This window comes from Salmonella sp. SAL00670 (assembly GCF_046552235.1).
Taxonomy (GTDB): domain Bacteria; phylum Pseudomonadota; class Gammaproteobacteria; order Enterobacterales; family Enterobacteriaceae; genus Salmonella; species Salmonella enterica.
Genome location: NZ_JBGDUO010000001.1, coordinates 1,009,904 through 1,028,663, shown reverse-complemented (window position 1 = coordinate 1,028,663; position 18,760 = coordinate 1,009,904). Strand labels below are relative to the sequence as shown.

Below are 18,760 nucleotides of genomic sequence, written 5' to 3'. Positions count from 1 at the left end.
TGATTAAAAGATGTATTTAATATACACCTTTTAATCACTGGCAAACAACGCTTCGGGCAAAAAAAAACGCTCCCGAAGGAGCGTGTGTATCAACGACCGAACAGGTCGCGTTTTTTAGGCTTAAATGCCTGGGCTATGACGACGGCTATCGCCACCACAAGGTAAGCGGCAAAGATCCCCAACAGCCATTGCGGCATCTCCAGCGTTAAAAACGACCACTGGCGTTCGGCGCAATCACCGGATGCCACAAACACCTGTGGCAGCCATTTACCCAACGGCAACCAGTCTGGAAAGCGCGCCATAAAGTCACAGGTCATGAACGGCGAGGGATGCAACTGAATCATCGTATGTTCATACGCCAGTTGTAGACCCCGCCAGGCGCTGTAAATCCAGATAACCATTGCCACGTATCGCAGCGGCGTTTTCGGCGCTATTGCGCCGACCAGACCCGCGCCCATCACGCCAAACAGGGCGCAACGTTCGTAAATACATAGCACGCAAGGTTTAAGTAACATGACGTGCTGGAACCACAGCGCCACCATTTCCAGCGCCAGGGCGGTAAACGCCATCAGTAACCATGCGCCCCGACCCCGTGAGCACTGGTTTAAAAATCGCAACATAATAATTTCCCTGCAACATGCGTAGAGACCGCAGTGTAAACCAATTCAATTCGTGCGCCACTAGCGGGAAATGAAATAATGTGTAATTGGATAATTATCAGGCAAAAATCGGAGCCGGGCGGTGTATTGCCCGGTCAAACGTTACGAAAGCGTTGCTAACCATCCTGCCTGAGTCATCCATTCGGTGGCCGGCGCAAGAGTGAATTCGACGCACAGTAGCCCTATCAGGGTCAGTACGATAGTGTACGGTAACGCCATCCAGACCATACGGCCATAGGAGAGACGGATTAACGGCGCCAGCGCGGAGGTCAGCAGGAATAAGAATGCCGCCTGACCATTTGGCGTCGCTACCGATGGCAGGTTAGTACCGGTATTGATGGCCACGGCTAGCAGCTCAAACTGTTTTAAGCTGATTGCGCCGTTTTCCATTGCCGCCTTCGCTTCGTTGATATAAATGGTGCCGACAAAGACGTTATCTGAGATGGAAGACAACAGGCCGTTAAAGAGATAGAACAGCGTTAGCTGCGCGTGTTCAGAGGCTTGCAAGACGAACTGAATAATCGGCGCGAAAAGATGTTGATCGATAATAACCGCCACAATGGAGAAGAAAACGGTTAACAGCGCAGTAAACGGCAGCGACTCGGTAAACGCTTTGCCGATGGCGTGTTCATCGGTTACACCCGTTAACGCGGTGGCCAGAATAATGACCGACAGACCAATCAGTCCCACCTCCGCGAGATGGAGGGCGAGGGCGGTAACCAGCCAGACGCCAATAACCGCCTGGACTATTAGTTTAATTTTATCCTGGCGGGTGCGCTTCTTACGGCTTTGATCGTCGAATTGCTGTAAAACATCGCGGACTTTTTCGGGCAACGTTTCGCCATAGCCAAACCAGCGCATTTTCTCGACCAGCATACAGGTTAACAGTCCACATACCAGTACCGGGACGGTGACAGGCGACATCCGCAAAAAGAAGTCGCCGAAATGCCAGCCAGCCGCTTTAGCGATGATCAGGTTTTGCGGCTCCCCGACCATGGTCATGACACCGCCCAGCGCCGTCCCCACGCCTGCATGCATCATCAGGCTACGCAAGAATCCGCGGAATTGCTCCAGCACCGTTTTGTAATGCGGATCGATATGGCTGTCGTCCAGCATATCGTTCTCTTCGCCGCGCGATGAGGCCACACGATGGTAAATCCCGTAAAAACCGACGGCGACGCTGATCACCACCGCAACGACGGTAAGCGCGTCAAGGAAAGCCGACAAGAATGCGGCGGCGACGCAAAAGGCCAGCGACAGAACCATCTTCGAGCGGATACTGAGTAACAGACGGGTAAAAATAAACAGCAATAACTGCTTCATAAAGTAGATGCCTGCCACCATAAACATCAGCAGCAGCAAGACTTCCAGGTTGGCGGCAACCTCTTCACGTACATGGGCGGCGCTGGTCATGCCGATGATGACGGCTTCAATGGCCAGTAACCCGCCGGGCAGCAGGGGGTAACACTTTAACGCCATCGCCAGGGTGAAGATAAACTCTGCCACCAGCAGCCAACCGGCAATAAAGGGATTAGCTAAGAAAATGAATGGGTTAATAATTAAAAAGACAAGTAGTGCCAGTTTGTACCAGTCGGGCGACTGGCCTAAAAAGTTGCGCCACATGGCGCGACCCCATGAGATCTCCATGAAATTTTTCCTTACCTAGAAAAATGAAATAGCGTTTTTATGTTTAAACACAGAGAGTAGCGAGCGCGACGAATGCAAGCAAGTCCTTAACGATATTGGCAGGCGATATCAGAAATGGTGCCTTGATCCCCTTTTTCTTCATTGCGTCCGCTATCAGGTGTTACGCCCGTCTGGTATGATGAGTACAACTATGTTTTGCTGTGTAATGGAAATCTCACTATGGTCATTAAGGCGCAGAGCCCGGCGGGTTTCGCGGAAGAGTATATTATTGAAAGTATCTGGAATAACCGCTTTCCTCCTGGCACGATCTTACCGGCAGAACGAGAACTCTCCGAACTGATCGGCGTGACGCGCACGACATTACGCGAGGTGTTACAGCGGCTGGCGCGAGATGGCTGGCTGACCATTCAGCATGGCAAACCGACAAAGGTTAATAATTTTTGGGAAACGTCAGGGCTGAATATCCTTGAAACGCTGGCCCGCCTTGATCATGAAAGCGTTCCGCAACTGATCGACAATTTGTTGTCGGTGCGTACCAATATTTCTACTATCTTTATTCGTACCGCGTTGCGTCAACACCCGGATAAGGCGCAGGAAGTGCTGGCCACTGCCCACGAAGTGGCCGACCATGCCGATGCATTCGCCGATCTGGACTATAACATCTTTCGTGGTCTGGCATTCGCCTCCGGCAATCCTATTTACGGCTTGATCCTGAACGGCATGAAAGGGTTATACACCCGCATTGGTCGCCACTATTTCGCCAATCCGGAAGCGCGCAGTCTGGCACTGGGTTTCTATCATAAATTATCGTCGTTATGCGAGCAGGGCGCGCACGACCAGGTGTATGAAACGGTGCGACGTTACGGGCATGACAGCGGCGAGATTTGGCATCGGATGCAGAAAAATCTGCCCGGCGATTTAGCGATTCAGGGACGATAATCCCGCGATGCCCGGTAAGCGCAAACACTACCGGGCAGCATCTCGATTACAGCGTGTTCATGCGCGGCGGACAACGCTCCAGCAGTTCTACGCTGCCATCCTCATTTTGTTGCTCCAGCATCACATCAAAGCCCCATAACCGATGCACATGTTTCAGCACCTCTTTGCGGCCTTTATCCAGCGGTGCGCGGTTATGCGGGATATAACGCAACGTCAGCGATCTGTCGCCGCGTAAATCCACATTCCAGACCTGAATATTCGGCTCCAGGTTGCTCAGGTTATACTGTGACGACAGTTTTGATCGAATCTCCCGATAACCTTCTTCGTTATGAATGGCGGAGATCTCCAGATAATTATGCCTGTCATCATCAAGTACCGTGAAGAAACGGAAATCACGCATCACTTTTGGCGACAGGAACTGACTGATAAAGCTTTCATCTTTAAAATCGCGCATGGCGAAGTGCAGCGTTTCCAGCCAGTCGGAACCGGCAATATCCGGAAACCAGTATTTATCTTCATCCGTGGGCGACTGACAAATACGTTTGATATCCTGGAACATGGCAAAGCCGAGCGCATAGGGGTTAATTCCGCTATACCAGGGGCTATTATAGGGCGGCTGAAATACGACATTGGTATGGCTGTGTAAAAACTCCAGCATAAAGCGTTCCGTCACTTTGCCTTCATCATACAGATGGTTCAGGATGGTGTAGTGCCAGAAGGTCGCCCAGCCCTCGTTCATGACCTGCGTCTGTTTCTGCGGATAAAAATACTGGCTGACTTTACGCACGATGCGCAGAATTTCGCGCTGCCACGGCTCGAGCAACGGGGCGTTTTTCTCCATAAAATAGAGCAGGTTTTCCTGCGGTTCAGCGGGAAAGCGGCGTGCTTCGGTGACAGTTTTTTCTTCCTCGCGTTTTGGCAGCGTGCGCCACAGCATATTCACCTGGCTTTGTAGATACTCTTCCCGGCTTTTTTGTCGCGCTTTCTCTTCCTGCAACGAGATTTTCTGCGGGCGCTTATAGCGATCGACGCCGTAATTCATCAGCGCGTGGCAGGAGTCGAGCAGTTTTTCTACTTCATCCACTCCGTAGCGTTCTTCACAGCGGGTAATGTAATTTCGGGCGAAAATCAGGTAGTCGACGATAGAGCTGGCATCCGTCCAGCTCCGGAAGAGATAATTATTTTTAAAAAAGGAGTTGTGGCCGTAACAGGCGTGCGCCATGACCAGCGCTTGCATGGTGATGGTGTTCTCTTCCATCAGGTAGGCAATGCAGGGATTAGAGTTGATCACAATTTCATAAGCCAGTCCTTGTTGACCATGCTTATACAGACGTTCCGTCTCAATGAACTTTTTGCCAAACGACCAGTGCGGATAGTTGATCGGCATCCCGACGCTGGAGTAGGCGTCCATCATCTGTTCGGAAGTGATGACTTCAATTTGGTGCGGGTAAGTATCCAGTTGGTAGAGCTTCGCCACGCGGTCTATCTCTGCCAGATAGACATCCAGCAGATCAAATGTCCAGTCGGGTCCATCGCTCAAACGTGTGGTGTCCTTGTTCATGGAATCAATCATTGCCATTCGCGCACCCTCATTGTTGGCGACGCTCTCTGTATGGAGCGCCTCCTTTCAAGCATAGAACACCATGTTAAAAAACGACTTGATCGTGAAAACTTTTCTTTGCGATTTCCTCCACATTGAACGGCAAAAAATCGGGTATTGGCATCATTTTATGCTGTATAGCCATGCCGCGTAGCAGGAGATCCCAAACCAGTGGGATCGCTTGTCTTTAGGGTATATGTGAAGCACGTCACCATAAAAAAGTCATATGTTGAATAATATTTTCATCTGGGTTATCAAGATGTAATCAGAAGATTGTTCTTTTACTATTAACGGAGTGGCTATGCGAGTTGTCATCCTGGGGAGTGGCGTAGTTGGCGTGACCAGCGCCTGGTACTTAAGTCAGGCGGGGCATGATGTCACCGTCATCGATCGCGAATCCGGCCCGGCGCAAGAAACCAGCGCGGCGAATGCCGGACAAATTTCACCGGGATATGCGGCGCCCTGGGCGGCCCCTGGCGTACCGCTGAAGGCGATAAAATGGATGTTCCAGCGCCATGCGCCGCTGGCGGTGCGTCTGGATGGCACCCCATTTCAACTGAAGTGGATGTGGCAAATGCTGCGTAACTGCGATACCCGGCATTATATGGAAAATAAAGGCCGCATGGTGCGCCTGGCGGAATATAGTCGCGACTGTCTGAAAACGCTACGCGCCGCGACCGGTATCGAATATGAAGGCCGCCAGGGGGGAACGCTACAACTCTTCCGCACCGCGCAACAGTATGAGAACGCCACCCGTGATATCGCCGTGCTGGAAGATGCCGGGGTGCCGTATCAGCTCCTGGAATCCAGCCGACTGGCGGAAGTTGAACCCGCTCTGGCTGAGGTTGCGCATAAATTAACCGGCGGACTGCGCTTACCGAATGATGAAACCGGGGACTGTCAGCTCTTTACCCAGCGTCTGGCGCGCATGGCGGAGCAGGCGGGCGTAACCTTTCGCTTTAATACTCCCGTGGAAAAATTACTGTACGAAAATGATCAGATTTACGGCGTGAAATGCGCCGATGAGATCATTAAAGCAGATGCGTATGTTATGGCGTTTGGATCGTATTCGACGGCGATGCTTAAAGGCATTGTTGATATCCCGGTGTATCCGCTGAAAGGCTATTCATTAACCATCCCAATCGTCGAGCCAGACGGCGCGCCGGTATCGACGATTCTTGATGAAACCTACAAAATCGCTATTACGCGTTTTGATAAGCGTATTCGCGTGGGGGGAATGGCGGAAATCGTGGGCTTTAATACCGACTTACTGCAACCGCGCCGCGAGACGCTGGAGATGGTTGTGCGCGATCTCTTTCCGCGCGGCGGTCATATTGAGCAGGCCACATTCTGGACCGGCCTGCGCCCCATGACGCCGGACGGCACGCCGGTAGTAGGACGCACCCGTTATAAAAATCTGTGGCTTAATACTGGACACGGCACCTTAGGCTGGACGATGGCCTGCGGTTCAGGCCAGTTGTTAAGCGATATCTTGTCGGGTCGCACGCCAGCGATACCCTACGACGATCTGAGCGTGGCGCGATACCGTTCCGATTTTACGCTCACCCCCCCGCAACGTTTGCATAGCGCGCATAACTGATAAAGGAAGTGAAATGACCCGCCCTATACAGGCCAGCCTTGATTTACAGGTAATGAAACAAAATTTGGCTATTGTGCGCCGGGCGGCCCCAGAGGCGCGCGTCTGGTCGGTAGTGAAAGCCAACGCCTACGGCCACGGTATTGAACGCGTCTGGAGCGCGCTGGGCGCCACAGATGGTTTCGCTATGCTCAACCTTGAAGAGGCGATTACCCTGCGTGAGCGCGGGTGGAAAGGGCCGATATTGATGCTGGAGGGGTTTTTCCATGCGCAAGACCTGGAGGCGTATGACACTTATCGGCTGACCACCTGCATCCACAGTAACTGGCAATTGAAAGCGCTGCAAAATGCGCGGCTTAACGCGCCGCTGGATATCTATGTCAAAGTCAACAGCGGCATGAACCGACTCGGTTTTCAGCCTGAGCGGGCGCAGACCGTCTGGCAGCAATTGCGGGCAATGCGCAATGTCGGTGAAATGACCCTGATGTCACATTTCGCTCAGGCCGATCATCCGGAAGGTATCGCGGAGGCAATGAGGCGTATTGCGCTGGCGACGGAAGGCCTGCAGTGTGCATACTCGTTATCAAATTCGGCAGCGACGCTGTGGCATCCCCAGGCGCATTATGACTGGGTCAGGCCGGGCATTATTTTGTACGGCGCGTCGCCGTCAGGACAGTGGCGGGATATTGCCGATACCGGACTAAAACCCGTGATGACGCTGAGTAGCGAAATTATTGGCGTGCAGACGCTGAACGCGGGTGAAAGGGTAGGCTATGGCGGAGGGTATTCTGTGACTCAGGAACAACGCATTGGCATCGTCGCGGCGGGTTATGCCGATGGCTATCCACGCCATGCGCCGACCGGGACGCCTGTGCTGGTGGACGGTATCCGTACCAGAACAGTAGGCACCGTTTCAATGGATATGCTGGCGGTGGATTTGACGCCGTGTCCGCAGGCGGGAATCGGCACGCCGGTTGAATTATGGGGCAAAGAAATTAAGGTCGATGATGTCGCCTCTGCGGCAGGCACGCTGGGCTATGAGCTACTGTGCGCCGTAGCGCCGCGCGTGCCGTTTGTGACAACGTAACCTAACTCAGACTAAGGCGTCGACCGGTCCACCTGGGGGCGGGTCGACGTTGCCAGGCGACCTTATTCTGCTTCGTCTTCGGCGACGCGTACCCCAATCTTGCGTACCACGTTATCTTCTTTTTCAGCTACCGTCCAAATCATGCCGCCAAACTCCACCTGATCGCCGACGACCGGCGCAGCGCCCAGCAGCTGCTGTATGATTTCACCCAGAGTTTGTTGTTTATCCCGGTATTCCGTTCCTTCTTCCAGCCCGTAGATAAGCGCCACGTCGGCGAATTTCGCGTTCGCTTCGAGGATAAAATCGCCAAAGAAACGCTGATCTAACGAAACCGGCGGCGACTGGCTAAACAATTTGCCCAGCGCTGGCAGATCGCGCTCCCGGCCAATCACGCAGAGTACGTCGCCTTCCTGCAGGCGAGTGCTACCGGTGGGGTGAAACAGTTCATTATTGCGAAATAGCGCGGCAATGCGGGTTTCGTTCGGCATATGCAGGTCGCGCAACGCCGCGCCGACGCACCATTTGTCGGCGCTCAACTGATAGATGAATTGCTCCCACGGATTATCAGGATGGATGTCAAGCCCCACGCGCGATACTGGCCAGCCAACCGGAGGCACGACCACTTTGGCTCTTTTCGCCGCCCATGACAGCGATGTTCCCTGCAGGAGCAGCGACACCAGTACCACAAAGAAAGCGACATTAAAGAACAGGCGAGCGTTTTCAAGCCCGGCCATCATCGGGAAAACGGCGAGAATAATCGGCACCGCGCCGCGCAGTCCGACCCAACTGATGAAAATGCGCTCCCGAAGATTGAAGCCGCGAAATGGCAGCAGGCCGGTAAACACCGACAGTGGGCGGGCGAAGAAAATCATCCAGATAGAGAGAATAAGCGCAGGGACGGCAATCGGCCACAGATCGGAAGGCGTCACCAGCAGTCCCAGGACCAGGAACATCGCGATCTGCGCCAGCCAGGCCAGTCCGTCAAAGTTTTGCAGGATGCCGTAACGGTTGCGAATCGGGCGGTTTCCTAACAGGAATCCGCACAGATAGACCGCGAGAATGCCGCTGCCTTCAAGCGCGGTCGTCAAGGCAAAAATCAGAATACCGCCGCTGAGCGCCAACATCGGATACAGGCCGCTGGGCAGAGAAATACGGTTGATCATCTGCTGTAGCAGGTAACCGCCGCCCAGGCCAAAAACAATACCGAGACCGAATTGCTGGATAATATGGACGGCAAACATCCAGTCCAGACCGGTTTCGTGTTTCTGGATCACCTCAATTAATGTAATGGTCAGAAAAACGGCCATCGGGTCGTTACTTCCCGATTCGATCTCCAGCGTGGAGCCTACACGTTCGTTTAGCCCTTTGCCGCCAAGCAGAGAAAAGACCGCTGCGGCGTCAGTGGAACCGACTATCGCGCCAATGAGCAGACCTTCGATAAGATCCAGATGAAACAGCCAGGCGGCCATCATACCTGTTAACCCCGACGTGATCAGTACGCCGAGCGTCGCCAGCGACAGCGCGGGGCCCAGCGCTACCCGGAAAGAGCTGGCCTGGGTGCGCATTCCGCCATCGAGTAAAATAATCGCCAGCGCCAGGTTACTGACCATATAAGCGAAAGGATAATTATCGAAAGGAATACCGCCAATGCCATCCACACCCGCTAACATCCCAATGGCGAGGAAAATGACCAGAATCGGGATGCCCAGTCGCGATGAGAATGAACTTAACAGGATACTGCTGGTTACAAGGATGGAACCTAAAATAAATAGACTAATAATTGTTGCAGCATCCAACGTTTTATATCTCCTGACTCACACGACTTCGTATTATTTAACATTAACATAATAACGGCCAGGGCAGCGTTTTACTTAGCCTGTCGGGGACTTTTTTTACAATTGCAGCGTAGGATGACCAGATAAAGTGAGTTGAGTCCCCTGGCGCGTATTTTTAAGCGTCGCGTTTGCCCCGATAGGGAGCGTCACCGTACGCTGTTCATGCCCGAAGTCGAGACCGGTAATCAGCGGAACGGACAGACGGGAACGTAAAAACGCGTAGACGCTCTCCAGAGAATAACCGGCGTCATACTCGTTGGGCGCCGCGCCGCTAAAGCTGCCGAGAACGATGGCGCTCTGGCGGTTTAAAATTCCGGCGTACTCCAGTTGCAAAAGCATACGCTCCACCCGGAAAGGATGCTCATTGACATCTTCCAGCACTAAAATTCCTTTATCGATAGTCGGCATCCAGGGCGTACCGATAAGGGAAATCAACATCGCCAGATTTCCGCCCCATAAGGTGCCTTGTACGTCGCACTGAGGGCCGTCACCTTGCCACTCTACGGTAAATTGCGCCTTGCGTAGCGCCAGCCAGAAATGTTGCTCGGTGAACGTATTCAGCGTTTCGGCGCCAAAATTTGCCGCCAGCATAGGACCGCTAAAGGTGATGACATTGGCCTGCGCCAGGAGTCCAGCCTGAATCGCCGTAAAATCGCTATGACCGCAAATCAGTAAGGGATCGCGCTGTTGCCGGGAGGCGAGCGCCTGCCAGTCGATACGATCCAACAAGCGGCTGGCGCCATAGCCGCCGCGAACCGGCATGACGATTGTATCCGGCGACGTTAGCGAGGCCAGCGAATTAACATCGGCCAGCCGTTCCGTGTCCGTACCGGCAAAACGCTGATAGCGGCGGCGAATCACCTCGTCATTCTCCACCTGATGACCCGCGTCAGTCAGGCGCTGAACGCCGCGTAACGCGGCCTGTTGGTTAATACAGTAGCCCGAGGGGGCGATTAAATGAAACAGAGACATGGTAATTCCTTGCTGACAATAGAATGCAAATGTATATCATGCCGCATATATTAGGCGATGTCCCTCGTTGTGCGACGTTTCTGGATGCGCACCAGGGAGGCAACCTAAGTACCTGGCCGGGGCGGTATGACCTCTTCGGCAGATAAGTTACGGCTATAAGGATAGATGACGTGAAATTAAGATGGTTTGCTTTTTTGGTAGTAATACTGGCTGGCTGTAGCTCAAAACAGGATTACAGGAATCCGCCGTGGAATGCCGAAGTGCCTGTAAAGCGTGCGATGCAGTGGATGCCCATCAGTGAAAAAGCCGGGGCGGCATGGGGGGTTGATCCGCATTTAATCACCGCGATTATCGCCATTGAATCCGGCGGCAACCCTAACGCGGTTAGTAAGTCCAATGCGATTGGCCTGATGCAGTTAAAGGCGTCGACCTCCGGGCGCGACGTTTACCGTCGTATGGGCTGGCGTGGCGAACCGACCACCAGCGAGCTGAAAAACCCTGAGCGTAACATCTCAATGGGCGCGGCGTATCTGAGCATTCTGGAAAATGGGCCGCTGGCCGGCATCAAAGATCCGCAGGTGATGCAATATGCGCTGGTCGTCTCTTATGCTAACGGCGCAGGCGCGTTATTGCGTACTTTTTCATCCGACAGGAAGAAGGCGATAGAAAAAATTAACGATCTGGATGCTGACGAGTTTTTTGAGCATGTTGTTGATAATCATCCCGCGCCGCAGGCGCCGCGCTATATCTGGAAGCTTCAGCAGGCGCTGGACGCCATGTAGTTTAGCGTGAAGATTATTCTCGCACTTTATTCGCTCTTTCTCGGGCGTCGCGCTCAAGCGAAAAAATAATCCGCTGCAACTCCCGCTCCACCGCCGGGCTAACGTTAAGGAAACGAAAGCTCAGGCGGGGAGTGGTGATCGTTTCATTTTTCCCATCAATCACCTTACGCTCGCTGATGGCGATAAGCTGGGCGTCAACGTGAAAAATCCCCCATGGCCCCATGTTCAGTTCAACCTGCGAAAAGCGCGCGCCTTCGATTAGTCCGTCGGGGATGGCAGATTCCAGTAGCGCGCCCATGCCGCCCAGGGAAAGATCAAACAGGCGAAAACGTAACGTACGGGTGTCCGGTAGCGTGGTGACGCCGTAATAAGGCGGATACAGCGGCGCGCCAATACGAAAATACTCCCGGCGCTGGACAAACCACAGTGACGACGGCAGGGGCGTGATAAAGGCCGGCAGCCGCTGATATTCGCCTGTAACGAGTTGCGGCAACGTGAACTCGACTTTTGCGCCCTGCGTTTCTGCGATAATGGTTACCTGCCCGGCACGTAATACGGCGCTATTTTCATATTCCTGGCTGCCGTAATCCACGATGAGTTTTTCCGGGTCTACCGCCAAAATTTTACTGATGAATTGACCATGCGCCCATGAAATACGCAGTGGAACCTGATTTTTATTTAAATCCCGTAGCACGCCTAATATCGCTAATGGATTTTTTTTCAGGAACTGCTCATTGTAACCACTCACACGAAATAACCCCTGATACGCAGACTATCGTTGGGTTATCGGCATCAGTAGAAAGAACTTAATAGCGATAAATAAATTTTTATGTCCGCGAGATAAATCAGTGTTCAGAAATGCGACGCTCGACTTTGCCTATACTTAAAACGTTTTTACTGGAAAGAGGGTTTGCAAATGGGAATTATCGCCTGGATTATTTTTGGTTTGATTGCCGGCGTTATCGCCAAATTGCTTATGCCGGGGCGCGATGGCGGGGGATTTATCCTGACCTGTATTCTCGGTATCGTCGGGGCGGTCGTTGGCGGATGGCTGGCGACGATGTTTGGTATTGGCGGCAGTATCAGCGGCTTCAATCTGCACAGTTTCCTGGTCGCCGTGGTGGGCGCGATCGTGGTGCTGGTGATTTTCCGCCTTCTGCGACGCGGCTAACCGCTGCAAAACGTGTAAGCGTTGACCCGGTCAGCGCCGGGTCAACCTACTATAAACACGCGTTACTGCGTCGCTGCAGACGGCGTTTTTGTCGGCGTTGCGCTTAACGAGGCCGGACGAGTAGACGGTACGCTATCACACGGTTTTTCCTGCGGACAAATCAGATCGAGCATTTTCAGCGTCACGCCGTTGGTCCAGCCAAAGCCGTCCTGAAGGGGATATTCGCCGCCGCCACCGCCGGTTCCGGTACTGCTGACGTCATATTTTTCGACCAGTTTTTTCTCGCGATCGTAGGTGTGCTGCACATTGGTTAAAAAGCGCCAGGTGACTTCCATTGCCACGTCATCCTGCCCATAATTTTGCAATCCTTCGGCAGCGACCCATTGTAACGGCGCCCAGCCGTTTGGCGCATCCCACTGCTGTCCGCTTTTAACCGAGGTGGTAGCCAGCCCGCCAGGCTGTAGCAGATGCGCCTGGGCCGCCGCCGCCACTTTCGCGGCGCGATCTTTCGCGGCGGCGTTTACATAGAGCGGGAACAGTGCGGCAGCGGTGAGTTGGTCACGGATTTTATTGTTCTTCAGATCGTAGTCGGCATACCAACCCTCTTTGTTATTCCACAGATGCATTTCAATGGCTTTTTGCCGCGCGTTGGCCAGCGCGTCATATTGCGAGGCTTCGGCCCGATCGCCCGCCGCAGCGCTGGCGCGGGCGAGGGTTTTCTCCAGCTGATACAGCAGAGCGTTAAGATCGACAGGGACAATCGTGGTGGTACGGATGGTACTGAGCTGCTGCGGATTATCCATCCAGCGGGAACTGAAATCCCAGCCGGAGGCGGCGGCAGAGCGGAGGTCCCGATAGATCTCCGTTGCCGGGCGGTTGGGGTTGCTTTTGGCGGTAGCGATATCTTCAACCCAGGATTCAGGGCGGGGCGTATCCCGATCGTCCCAGTAGCGGTTGAGAACGCTGCCGTCCTCCAGTTTGACGACGCGTTGGTTTTGTTGCCCTGGCTGCAATGTCTCAACGCCTTCCATCCAGTAGGCGTACTCTTTTTGCAGTTGCGGCAGGTATTCTTTCAGCGCATCGTCACCTTCATGTTGCGCCAGTAACTCAACCATAAACGCAAAGAAAGGCGGCTGCGAACGACTCAGATAGTAGGTACGGTTGCCGTTAGGAATATGCCCCCAGGCGTCAATTTCGTAACCAAAGTTCGCCACCATATCCGCCACCTTATCCCAGTGCTCGCTCTCTGCCAGCCCCAGCATCGTAAAATAGCTGTCCCAGTAGTAAATCTCTCTGAATCGCCCACCCGGTACGACATAGGATTCAGGCAACGGCAAGAGCGAGTCCCACTTTTCGACGTTTTTAGTTGAACGGGTCAGCACCGGCCACAGGCCATCAATATGTTCACGCAATGACTGCCCGGCAGGCGGGACATATTTTTCACCCGCTTTCGGCAGGGTGAAGTTAACATCAACAAAATGACGCAAATCGAAGCCGGACTGGTTCCGCTGCATACGATAATCCGCAAGAATCATGAGCGGATCGCTATTAGGTATGGCGTCAGCAAAGGTTTTCTGATCGGGGAAGAGTTTTGCATTCTGGACATCATTAAAGAGCGGGCCAAGCAAAATATCCGGCGGCTGCGGAGTTTCAGTGTCGGAAGACGGGTCTGCGGCAGTCGCCGAAAACGATGCAAACGTCAGCAGCGTCCCTGCCAGCGCCAGTTTTATGGCTTTCTGCAGTAGAACAGAACGGCGAATCTCTGGGGGTATCATCAAGTTATCTCCTTAGCGGTGAGCCAAAGCCAACGGCATTTACCATGACAAAACCTTAGTCTACGATGACCAGATACGCGTGATTGAACCGCTATTTTGCGAACAAACAGACATTTTATTGAGACAGAATTTATCGGCGCGCGCGTGGAAAACGGGGTATACAGACAAAAAATCCACGCCGGGACGTGGATTTTAGCGCAATAACTTGTAGCCTTAACCCGGATAGATACCGCGATCTTTACGGGCCAACAGAATGCGCTCACAGGCGACAATATAGGCTGCGGTGCGCAGAGAACAGGATTTCTCAGCCGCTTTCTCCCAGACATGGACGATAGCGTCGGTCATGATTTTGTCCATGCGCGCGTTGATCTCTTCTTCGCTCCAGAAGAAGCTGGCCATATCTTGTACCCATTCGAAGTAGCTGACGGTTACGCCGCCTGCGTTACAGACCACGTCAGGCACCACAAGGATACCACGGCTGGCCAGAACATCATCAGCATCCGGATAGGTCGGGCCGTTAGCCCCTTCCAGCACCAGCTTACACGTCAGGGCTTCCGCGCGCTGACGAGTTATCTGGCCTTCAAGCGCCGCCGGGATCAGAATATCCATCTCCAGACGCCAGAACGCATCGCTGGCGATAGTTTCCGCGCCCGGGAAACCGGCTATCTGTTTGTGTTCTGTCTGCCATGCCGTGAGCGCCTTCATGTCAATACCGGTGGCGTTAAACAGGGTCGCGGTATGATCCTGAATCGCCACGACACGGGCGCCAGCGCCTGCAAACAGACGCGCGGCTTCGCTGCCGACGTTACCAAAACCCTGAACCGCAACGCGAGCGCCTTCAACAGCAATATTCGCCCGACGTGCGGCTTCCAGCCCGCTGACGAAAACGCCGCGCCCCGTCGCTTTTTCACGGCCCAGCGAACCGCCAAGATGGATAGGCTTACCGGTGACGACGCCAGTGACCGTCGTGCCATGATTCATGGAATACGTATCCATCATCCAGGCCATCACTTTACCGTTGGTGCCGACATCCGGCGCAGGAATATCTTTCTGCGGCCCGATGATAATGCCGATCTCGCTGGTATAGCGGCGGGTCAAACGCTCCAGTTCACCTTCCGACAGCGAGAACGGATCGACGCGGATGCCGCCTTTGGCGCCGCCGTACGGCAGATTCAGCGCGGCACATTTGATGGTCATCCATGCTGACAGGGCCATCACTTCATTGAGATCAACGTCAGGATGGTAGCGAACACCGCCTTTACCCGGACCTCGGGAGAGGTTGTGCTGCACGCGATATCCTTCGAAATGACGAATAGTGCCATCATCCATTTGTACCGGAATATCGACGATCAGAGCGCGTTTTGGGTGGCGCAGAGTATCCACCCAGGGGGATAACTCGCCCAGATAAGGGGCCACACGCTCGATTTGTTGCAGGTAGGTATTCCAGGCAGATGTGCTGCTATCTGAAGCGTAAGATAACTTATCCATGATAAACCTTAGTGATAAAAGTAATATGTTCTTTAATTGACCGTGGTACATAGTAGATCACACCATGTAGCGATAAATTTAACACTTTTTTAAACAATTAACTCAAATCAAAAATGGCAGGCAGTTGGATTTTCGTTATGATTTTGGATGGGAAGTGGTTAACTATCCGCTATAAGAGGTGATATATTGCTAATTATGCAATTAATTGCTTAAATATGCGAAATATGTGCAAGGTGGCTATTTGTCATAATTATGACGCACCTCTAAAAGTAAACGTTATGATAACGACATGTATCAATGTTATGTCGTCCTGTCGGCGGGGAAACGTCTTCACCAGGCGCGTAAAAAGATAAAAATAACCGGAGTCAGACGGCGCTGACCCCGGTTTACCTCTTTATTGTTGACGCGACTCAAGCCATACCAGCGCCAGTGTCGACAGTGAGCACATCAGCAGAATGCCGACAAACCACAGTAAATACCACATCGCTCCCGCTCCCTAATAAAGTTCATGATCGTTGCGGCGGAGGGTCTCCAGGTTGATACGCCCCAACATTTTGTAATAGCTCCATAGCGTATAGAGCAGTACGATCGGCAGAAAAATCAGCACAATCACCAGCATGATTTCGAGCGTCATCTGGCTGGAGGTGCTGTCCCACACCGTCAGGCTGGAGAGAGGACTAACACTCGACGGCATCACAAAAGGAAATAGCGTTATGCCGGCGGTAAAGATGACGCAGGCCTGGGTCAGGGAAGCGAACAGAAATCCACGAATAGTCTGACCGCGAAGGCAGGCATAGAAAGCCAGAATCGGCAGGATCATACCGAGCAACGGGATGATGAGCAGTAGCGGCGAGCGTATAAAGTGGTTCATCCATGCGCCAGGGAGTATCGCCACGCCTTTTAAGAGCGGATTGGAAGGACCGTTGGCATCCTGCGTGAGTAAGACAAAGCCATCAACGCCGGCCCACAGCCAGTAACCGGCCAGCAGGAAGCAGATCACGATCAGCAGCGCGCTGTGGCGGGTGGCCGACAGAGCCCGTTGACGAATAACGCCCTCCGTTTTCAACTGTAACCAGACGCCTCCTTGCATAATCACCAACGACAGACTCAATAATCCACACAGTAGCGCAAAGGGCGAGAGTAACTGCCAGAAGGTACCAAAATAGTCAACATGAAGCTGCGGCGTGAAGGCAAACGGCACGCCTAAAAACAGGTTGCCGAACGCGATGCCGAATACAACGGGGGGAACCAGGCTGCCGATAACCAGACCGGTATCCCACAGCGCGCGCCAGCGGGCATTGGCGATTTTACCCCGATAATCAAAGGCCAGCGGGCGAAAGAAGAGGGCACACAGCACCAGGATCATCGCCACATAAAAACCGGAAAACGCGGCGGCATAGACCCGTGGCCAGGCGGCGAATAATGCCCCGCCCGCGAGAATCAACCATACCTGGTTTCCTTCCCAGTGGGCGCCCACGCTATTGATCAATACCCGGCGTTCGTCATCGTTGCGCGCTATCAGCGGGAGCAGGCAACCGACACCCATATCAAACCCGTCAGTTACCATAAATGCCACCAGGATGACGCCGATCAGCAGCCACCAAATGAACCGCAACGTTTCATAATCCAACATGATTGTCTCCTTTATCCCTGTTGTTGCGCTTGTTGTTGATGTTGCATGGCGCTCGGCCCAAGACGCGCGTACTTCTGCATCAGATAGACTTCCGCGATTAAAAACAGGGTGTAAAGTCCGAGGATAAGCCCCATTGAGAAGGCCAACTGGCCCGGCGTCAGCGCGGAGTGAGCGTACCAGGTCGGCAGAATGTCCTGAATCGCCCAGGGCTGACGGCCAAACTCCGTCATAAACCAACCGGCTTCAATGGCAATCCACGGTAACGGCAGGCTCCACAGCGTCATACGCAATACCCAGCGATGCTGGTCGATACGCATTCGCAGCGTCTGTATCAACGCAATCAACATCACCACTAACAGCAGCGAACCGCAGCCGACCATAATACGGAAACTCCAGAACACCGGCGCCACCTGAGGAATAGCGCCACGCTGGGCCGCACGATACTGCTCCGGCGTCACATGGTTCATATCCGGGGCATATTTCGCCAGCAGAATGCCGTACCCCAGATCGCCCTCAACGGCGTGAAACGCATTCAGTACCTGCGGCGAGCGATTGCCTTGCGCTATCTCCTGCATGAGTAACCAGGCCTCCCGGCCACGCTTCAGGCGAGGCAGAGCGTCGTCCATCAGGTTTTTTAACCCCGGAACCGGCGTATCCAGCGAATGGGTGGCCAGAATACCCAGCAGAGCAGGGATCTTCACGGCAAATGCATTACGCTCCTGTTCCTGCTGCGGCCAGGCAATCAGATGAAACGGCGCGGGCGCGGGTTCGGTTTGCCATTCGCCTTCCATCGCCGCCAGTTTCACCGGCTGAATTTGGGCGACTTCGTAGGCCGAACTGTCCCCCAGTTGCAGGGTTCCCAGAATGGCCAGGGTGCCGAATACTGAGCCGATAGCAAACGAGCGCAAGGCCACCTCACGCTCGCGGCCACGTAGCAGATACCAGGCGCTGATGGACATAATAAACATGGCGCCGGTGACATAACCGGACATGACGGTATGGACGAATTTCACCTGGCTCACCGGGTTAAAGACCAGATCGCTGAAGCTGCTCATTTCCATCCGTAACGTATCGATGTTGAAATGAGCGCCGGTAGGATACTGCATCCAGCCATTGGCATTCAGAATCCATAATGCTGAAATATTGGAGCCGAAGGCCACCAGCCAGGTGACCAGCAGGTGTTGGTATTTATTCAGCCGCTGCCAGCCAAAAAAGAACAGGCCGACAAAAGTGGATTCGAGAAAGAAGGCCAGTAACGCTTCCATCGCCAGCGGCGCGCCGAAAATATCGCCCACATAGTTCGAATAGAGCGACCAGTTAGTCCCGAACTGAAACTCCATGGTCAGGCCGGTAGCCACACCGAGAGCAAAATTGATCCCGAAGAGCTTGCCCCAGAAACGCGTCATATCGCGGTAGACGGTTTTCCCCGTCACCACATAGATCGTCTCCATGACGGCCAGCAAAAAAATCAGCCCAAGCGTAAGAGGAACAAATAAAAAGTGATACAGCGCGGTCAGCGCAAACTGCCAGCGCGATAAGTCAATGACATCCCACATGCTAACTCCTGTAGGCAGA

The 18,760-nt window shown here is 53.5% G+C and carries 16 protein-coding genes; 5 read left to right on the top strand and 11 right to left on the bottom strand.

Annotated features, from left to right (window positions below):
* Nucleotides 1-89 precede the first annotated feature (89 nt).
* Together dsbB and nhaB are read right to left on the bottom strand one after the other, a co-directional pair.
* The gene (dsbB, locus tag ACLJRS_RS05105; protein WP_000943475.1) at nucleotides 90-620 is read right to left on the bottom strand and encodes a disulfide bond formation protein DsbB; all 531 of its coding nucleotides are present in this window, start codon (nucleotides 618-620) and stop codon (nucleotides 90-92) included.
* A gap of 141 nt (nucleotides 621-761) precedes the next feature.
* Nucleotides 762-2,306 carry a Na(+)/H(+) antiporter NhaB gene (nhaB, locus tag ACLJRS_RS05100; RefSeq protein WP_000406429.1) on the bottom strand — a complete coding sequence of 515 codons (1,545 nt, stop codon included), beginning with the start codon at nucleotides 2,304-2,306 and terminating at the stop codon, nucleotides 762-764.
* A gap of 219 nt (nucleotides 2,307-2,525) precedes the next feature.
* Between nhaB and fadR the strand changes: the two genes are divergently transcribed.
* Nucleotides 2,526-3,245, top strand: coding sequence for a fatty acid metabolism transcriptional regulator FadR (gene fadR / locus ACLJRS_RS05095; protein ID WP_000234826.1), 720 nt, complete (start codon nucleotides 2,526-2,528; stop codon nucleotides 3,243-3,245).
* 46 nt (nucleotides 3,246-3,291) lie between these two features.
* Here the strand turns inward: fadR and ACLJRS_RS05090 are convergent, their stop codons facing one another.
* The gene (locus ACLJRS_RS05090; protein WP_001240766.1) at nucleotides 3,292-4,824 is read right to left on the bottom strand and encodes a SpoVR family protein; all 1,533 of its coding nucleotides are present in this window, start codon (nucleotides 4,822-4,824) and stop codon (nucleotides 3,292-3,294) included.
* Between the two features lie 322 nt (nucleotides 4,825-5,146).
* On the opposite strand from ACLJRS_RS05090, the gene ACLJRS_RS05085 reads away from it, so the two are divergent.
* On the top strand, nucleotides 5,147-6,445 hold the full coding sequence (locus ACLJRS_RS05085; RefSeq protein WP_001266936.1) for a D-amino acid dehydrogenase: 1,299 nt from the start codon (nucleotides 5,147-5,149) through the stop codon (nucleotides 6,443-6,445).
* Nucleotides 6,446-6,458: 13 nt separating this feature from the next.
* Nucleotides 6,459-7,529, top strand: a complete 1,071-nt coding sequence (dadX, locus tag ACLJRS_RS05080; RefSeq protein WP_000197898.1) for a catabolic alanine racemase DadX — start codon at nucleotides 6,459-6,461, stop codon at nucleotides 7,527-7,529.
* A 62-nt stretch (nucleotides 7,530-7,591) separates the two neighbouring features.
* On the opposite strand, the gene ACLJRS_RS05075 is transcribed toward dadX, so the two are convergent.
* Nucleotides 7,592-9,325: a potassium/proton antiporter gene (locus ACLJRS_RS05075; protein WP_094882132.1), complete on the bottom strand. Its 1,734-nt coding sequence runs from the start codon at nucleotides 9,323-9,325 to the stop codon at nucleotides 7,592-7,594.
* Between the two features lie 96 nt (nucleotides 9,326-9,421).
* Nucleotides 9,422-10,336, bottom strand: coding sequence for a muramoyltetrapeptide carboxypeptidase (gene ldcA, locus ACLJRS_RS05070; RefSeq protein ID WP_000051620.1), 915 nt, complete (start codon nucleotides 10,334-10,336; stop codon nucleotides 9,422-9,424).
* Between the two features lie 170 nt (nucleotides 10,337-10,506).
* Here ldcA and emtA point away from each other — a divergent pair, with 170 nt between their 5' ends.
* Nucleotides 10,507-11,118 carry a membrane-bound lytic murein transglycosylase EmtA gene (emtA, locus tag ACLJRS_RS05065; RefSeq protein WP_000776974.1) on the top strand — a complete coding sequence of 204 codons (612 nt, stop codon included), beginning with the start codon at nucleotides 10,507-10,509 and terminating at the stop codon, nucleotides 11,116-11,118.
* A gap of 13 nt (nucleotides 11,119-11,131) precedes the next feature.
* On the opposite strand, the gene ycgR is transcribed toward emtA, so the two are convergent.
* Complete coding sequence (gene ycgR / locus ACLJRS_RS05060; protein WP_000017424.1) at nucleotides 11,132-11,866, bottom strand: flagellar brake protein YcgR; 735 nt, start codon at nucleotides 11,864-11,866, stop codon at nucleotides 11,132-11,134.
* A gap of 168 nt (nucleotides 11,867-12,034) precedes the next feature.
* Here ycgR and ACLJRS_RS05055 point away from each other — a divergent pair, with 168 nt between their 5' ends.
* Nucleotides 12,035-12,289, top strand: a complete 255-nt coding sequence (locus ACLJRS_RS05055; RefSeq protein ID WP_000511320.1) for a GlsB/YeaQ/YmgE family stress response membrane protein — start codon at nucleotides 12,035-12,037, stop codon at nucleotides 12,287-12,289.
* 62 nt (nucleotides 12,290-12,351) lie between these two features.
* Here ACLJRS_RS05055 and ACLJRS_RS05050 read toward each other — a convergent pair whose 3' ends face one another.
* The 5 genes from ACLJRS_RS05050 to appC form a co-directional block, all read right to left on the bottom strand.
* Nucleotides 12,352-14,064, bottom strand: coding sequence for an alpha,alpha-trehalase (locus tag ACLJRS_RS05050; RefSeq protein WP_000612815.1), 1,713 nt, complete (start codon nucleotides 14,062-14,064; stop codon nucleotides 12,352-12,354).
* Between the two features lie 213 nt (nucleotides 14,065-14,277).
* Nucleotides 14,278-15,552 carry a Glu/Leu/Phe/Val family dehydrogenase gene (locus ACLJRS_RS05045; protein WP_001526439.1) on the bottom strand — a complete coding sequence of 425 codons (1,275 nt, stop codon included), beginning with the start codon at nucleotides 15,550-15,552 and terminating at the stop codon, nucleotides 14,278-14,280.
* Between the two features lie 394 nt (nucleotides 15,553-15,946).
* Nucleotides 15,947-16,036, bottom strand: a complete 90-nt coding sequence (cbdX, locus tag ACLJRS_RS05040) for a cytochrome bd-II oxidase subunit CbdX (protein ID WP_000270301.1) — start codon at nucleotides 16,034-16,036, stop codon at nucleotides 15,947-15,949.
* Nucleotides 16,037-16,048: 12 nt separating this feature from the next.
* Nucleotides 16,049-17,185, bottom strand: a complete 1,137-nt coding sequence (gene appB, locus ACLJRS_RS05035) for a cytochrome d ubiquinol oxidase subunit II (RefSeq protein ID WP_000888110.1) — start codon at nucleotides 17,183-17,185, stop codon at nucleotides 16,049-16,051.
* Between the two features lie 11 nt (nucleotides 17,186-17,196).
* Nucleotides 17,197-18,741, bottom strand: a complete 1,545-nt coding sequence (appC, locus tag ACLJRS_RS05030; protein WP_000263613.1) for a cytochrome bd-II oxidase subunit 1 — start codon at nucleotides 18,739-18,741, stop codon at nucleotides 17,197-17,199.
* Between the last annotated feature and the right edge of the window lie 19 nt (nucleotides 18,742-18,760).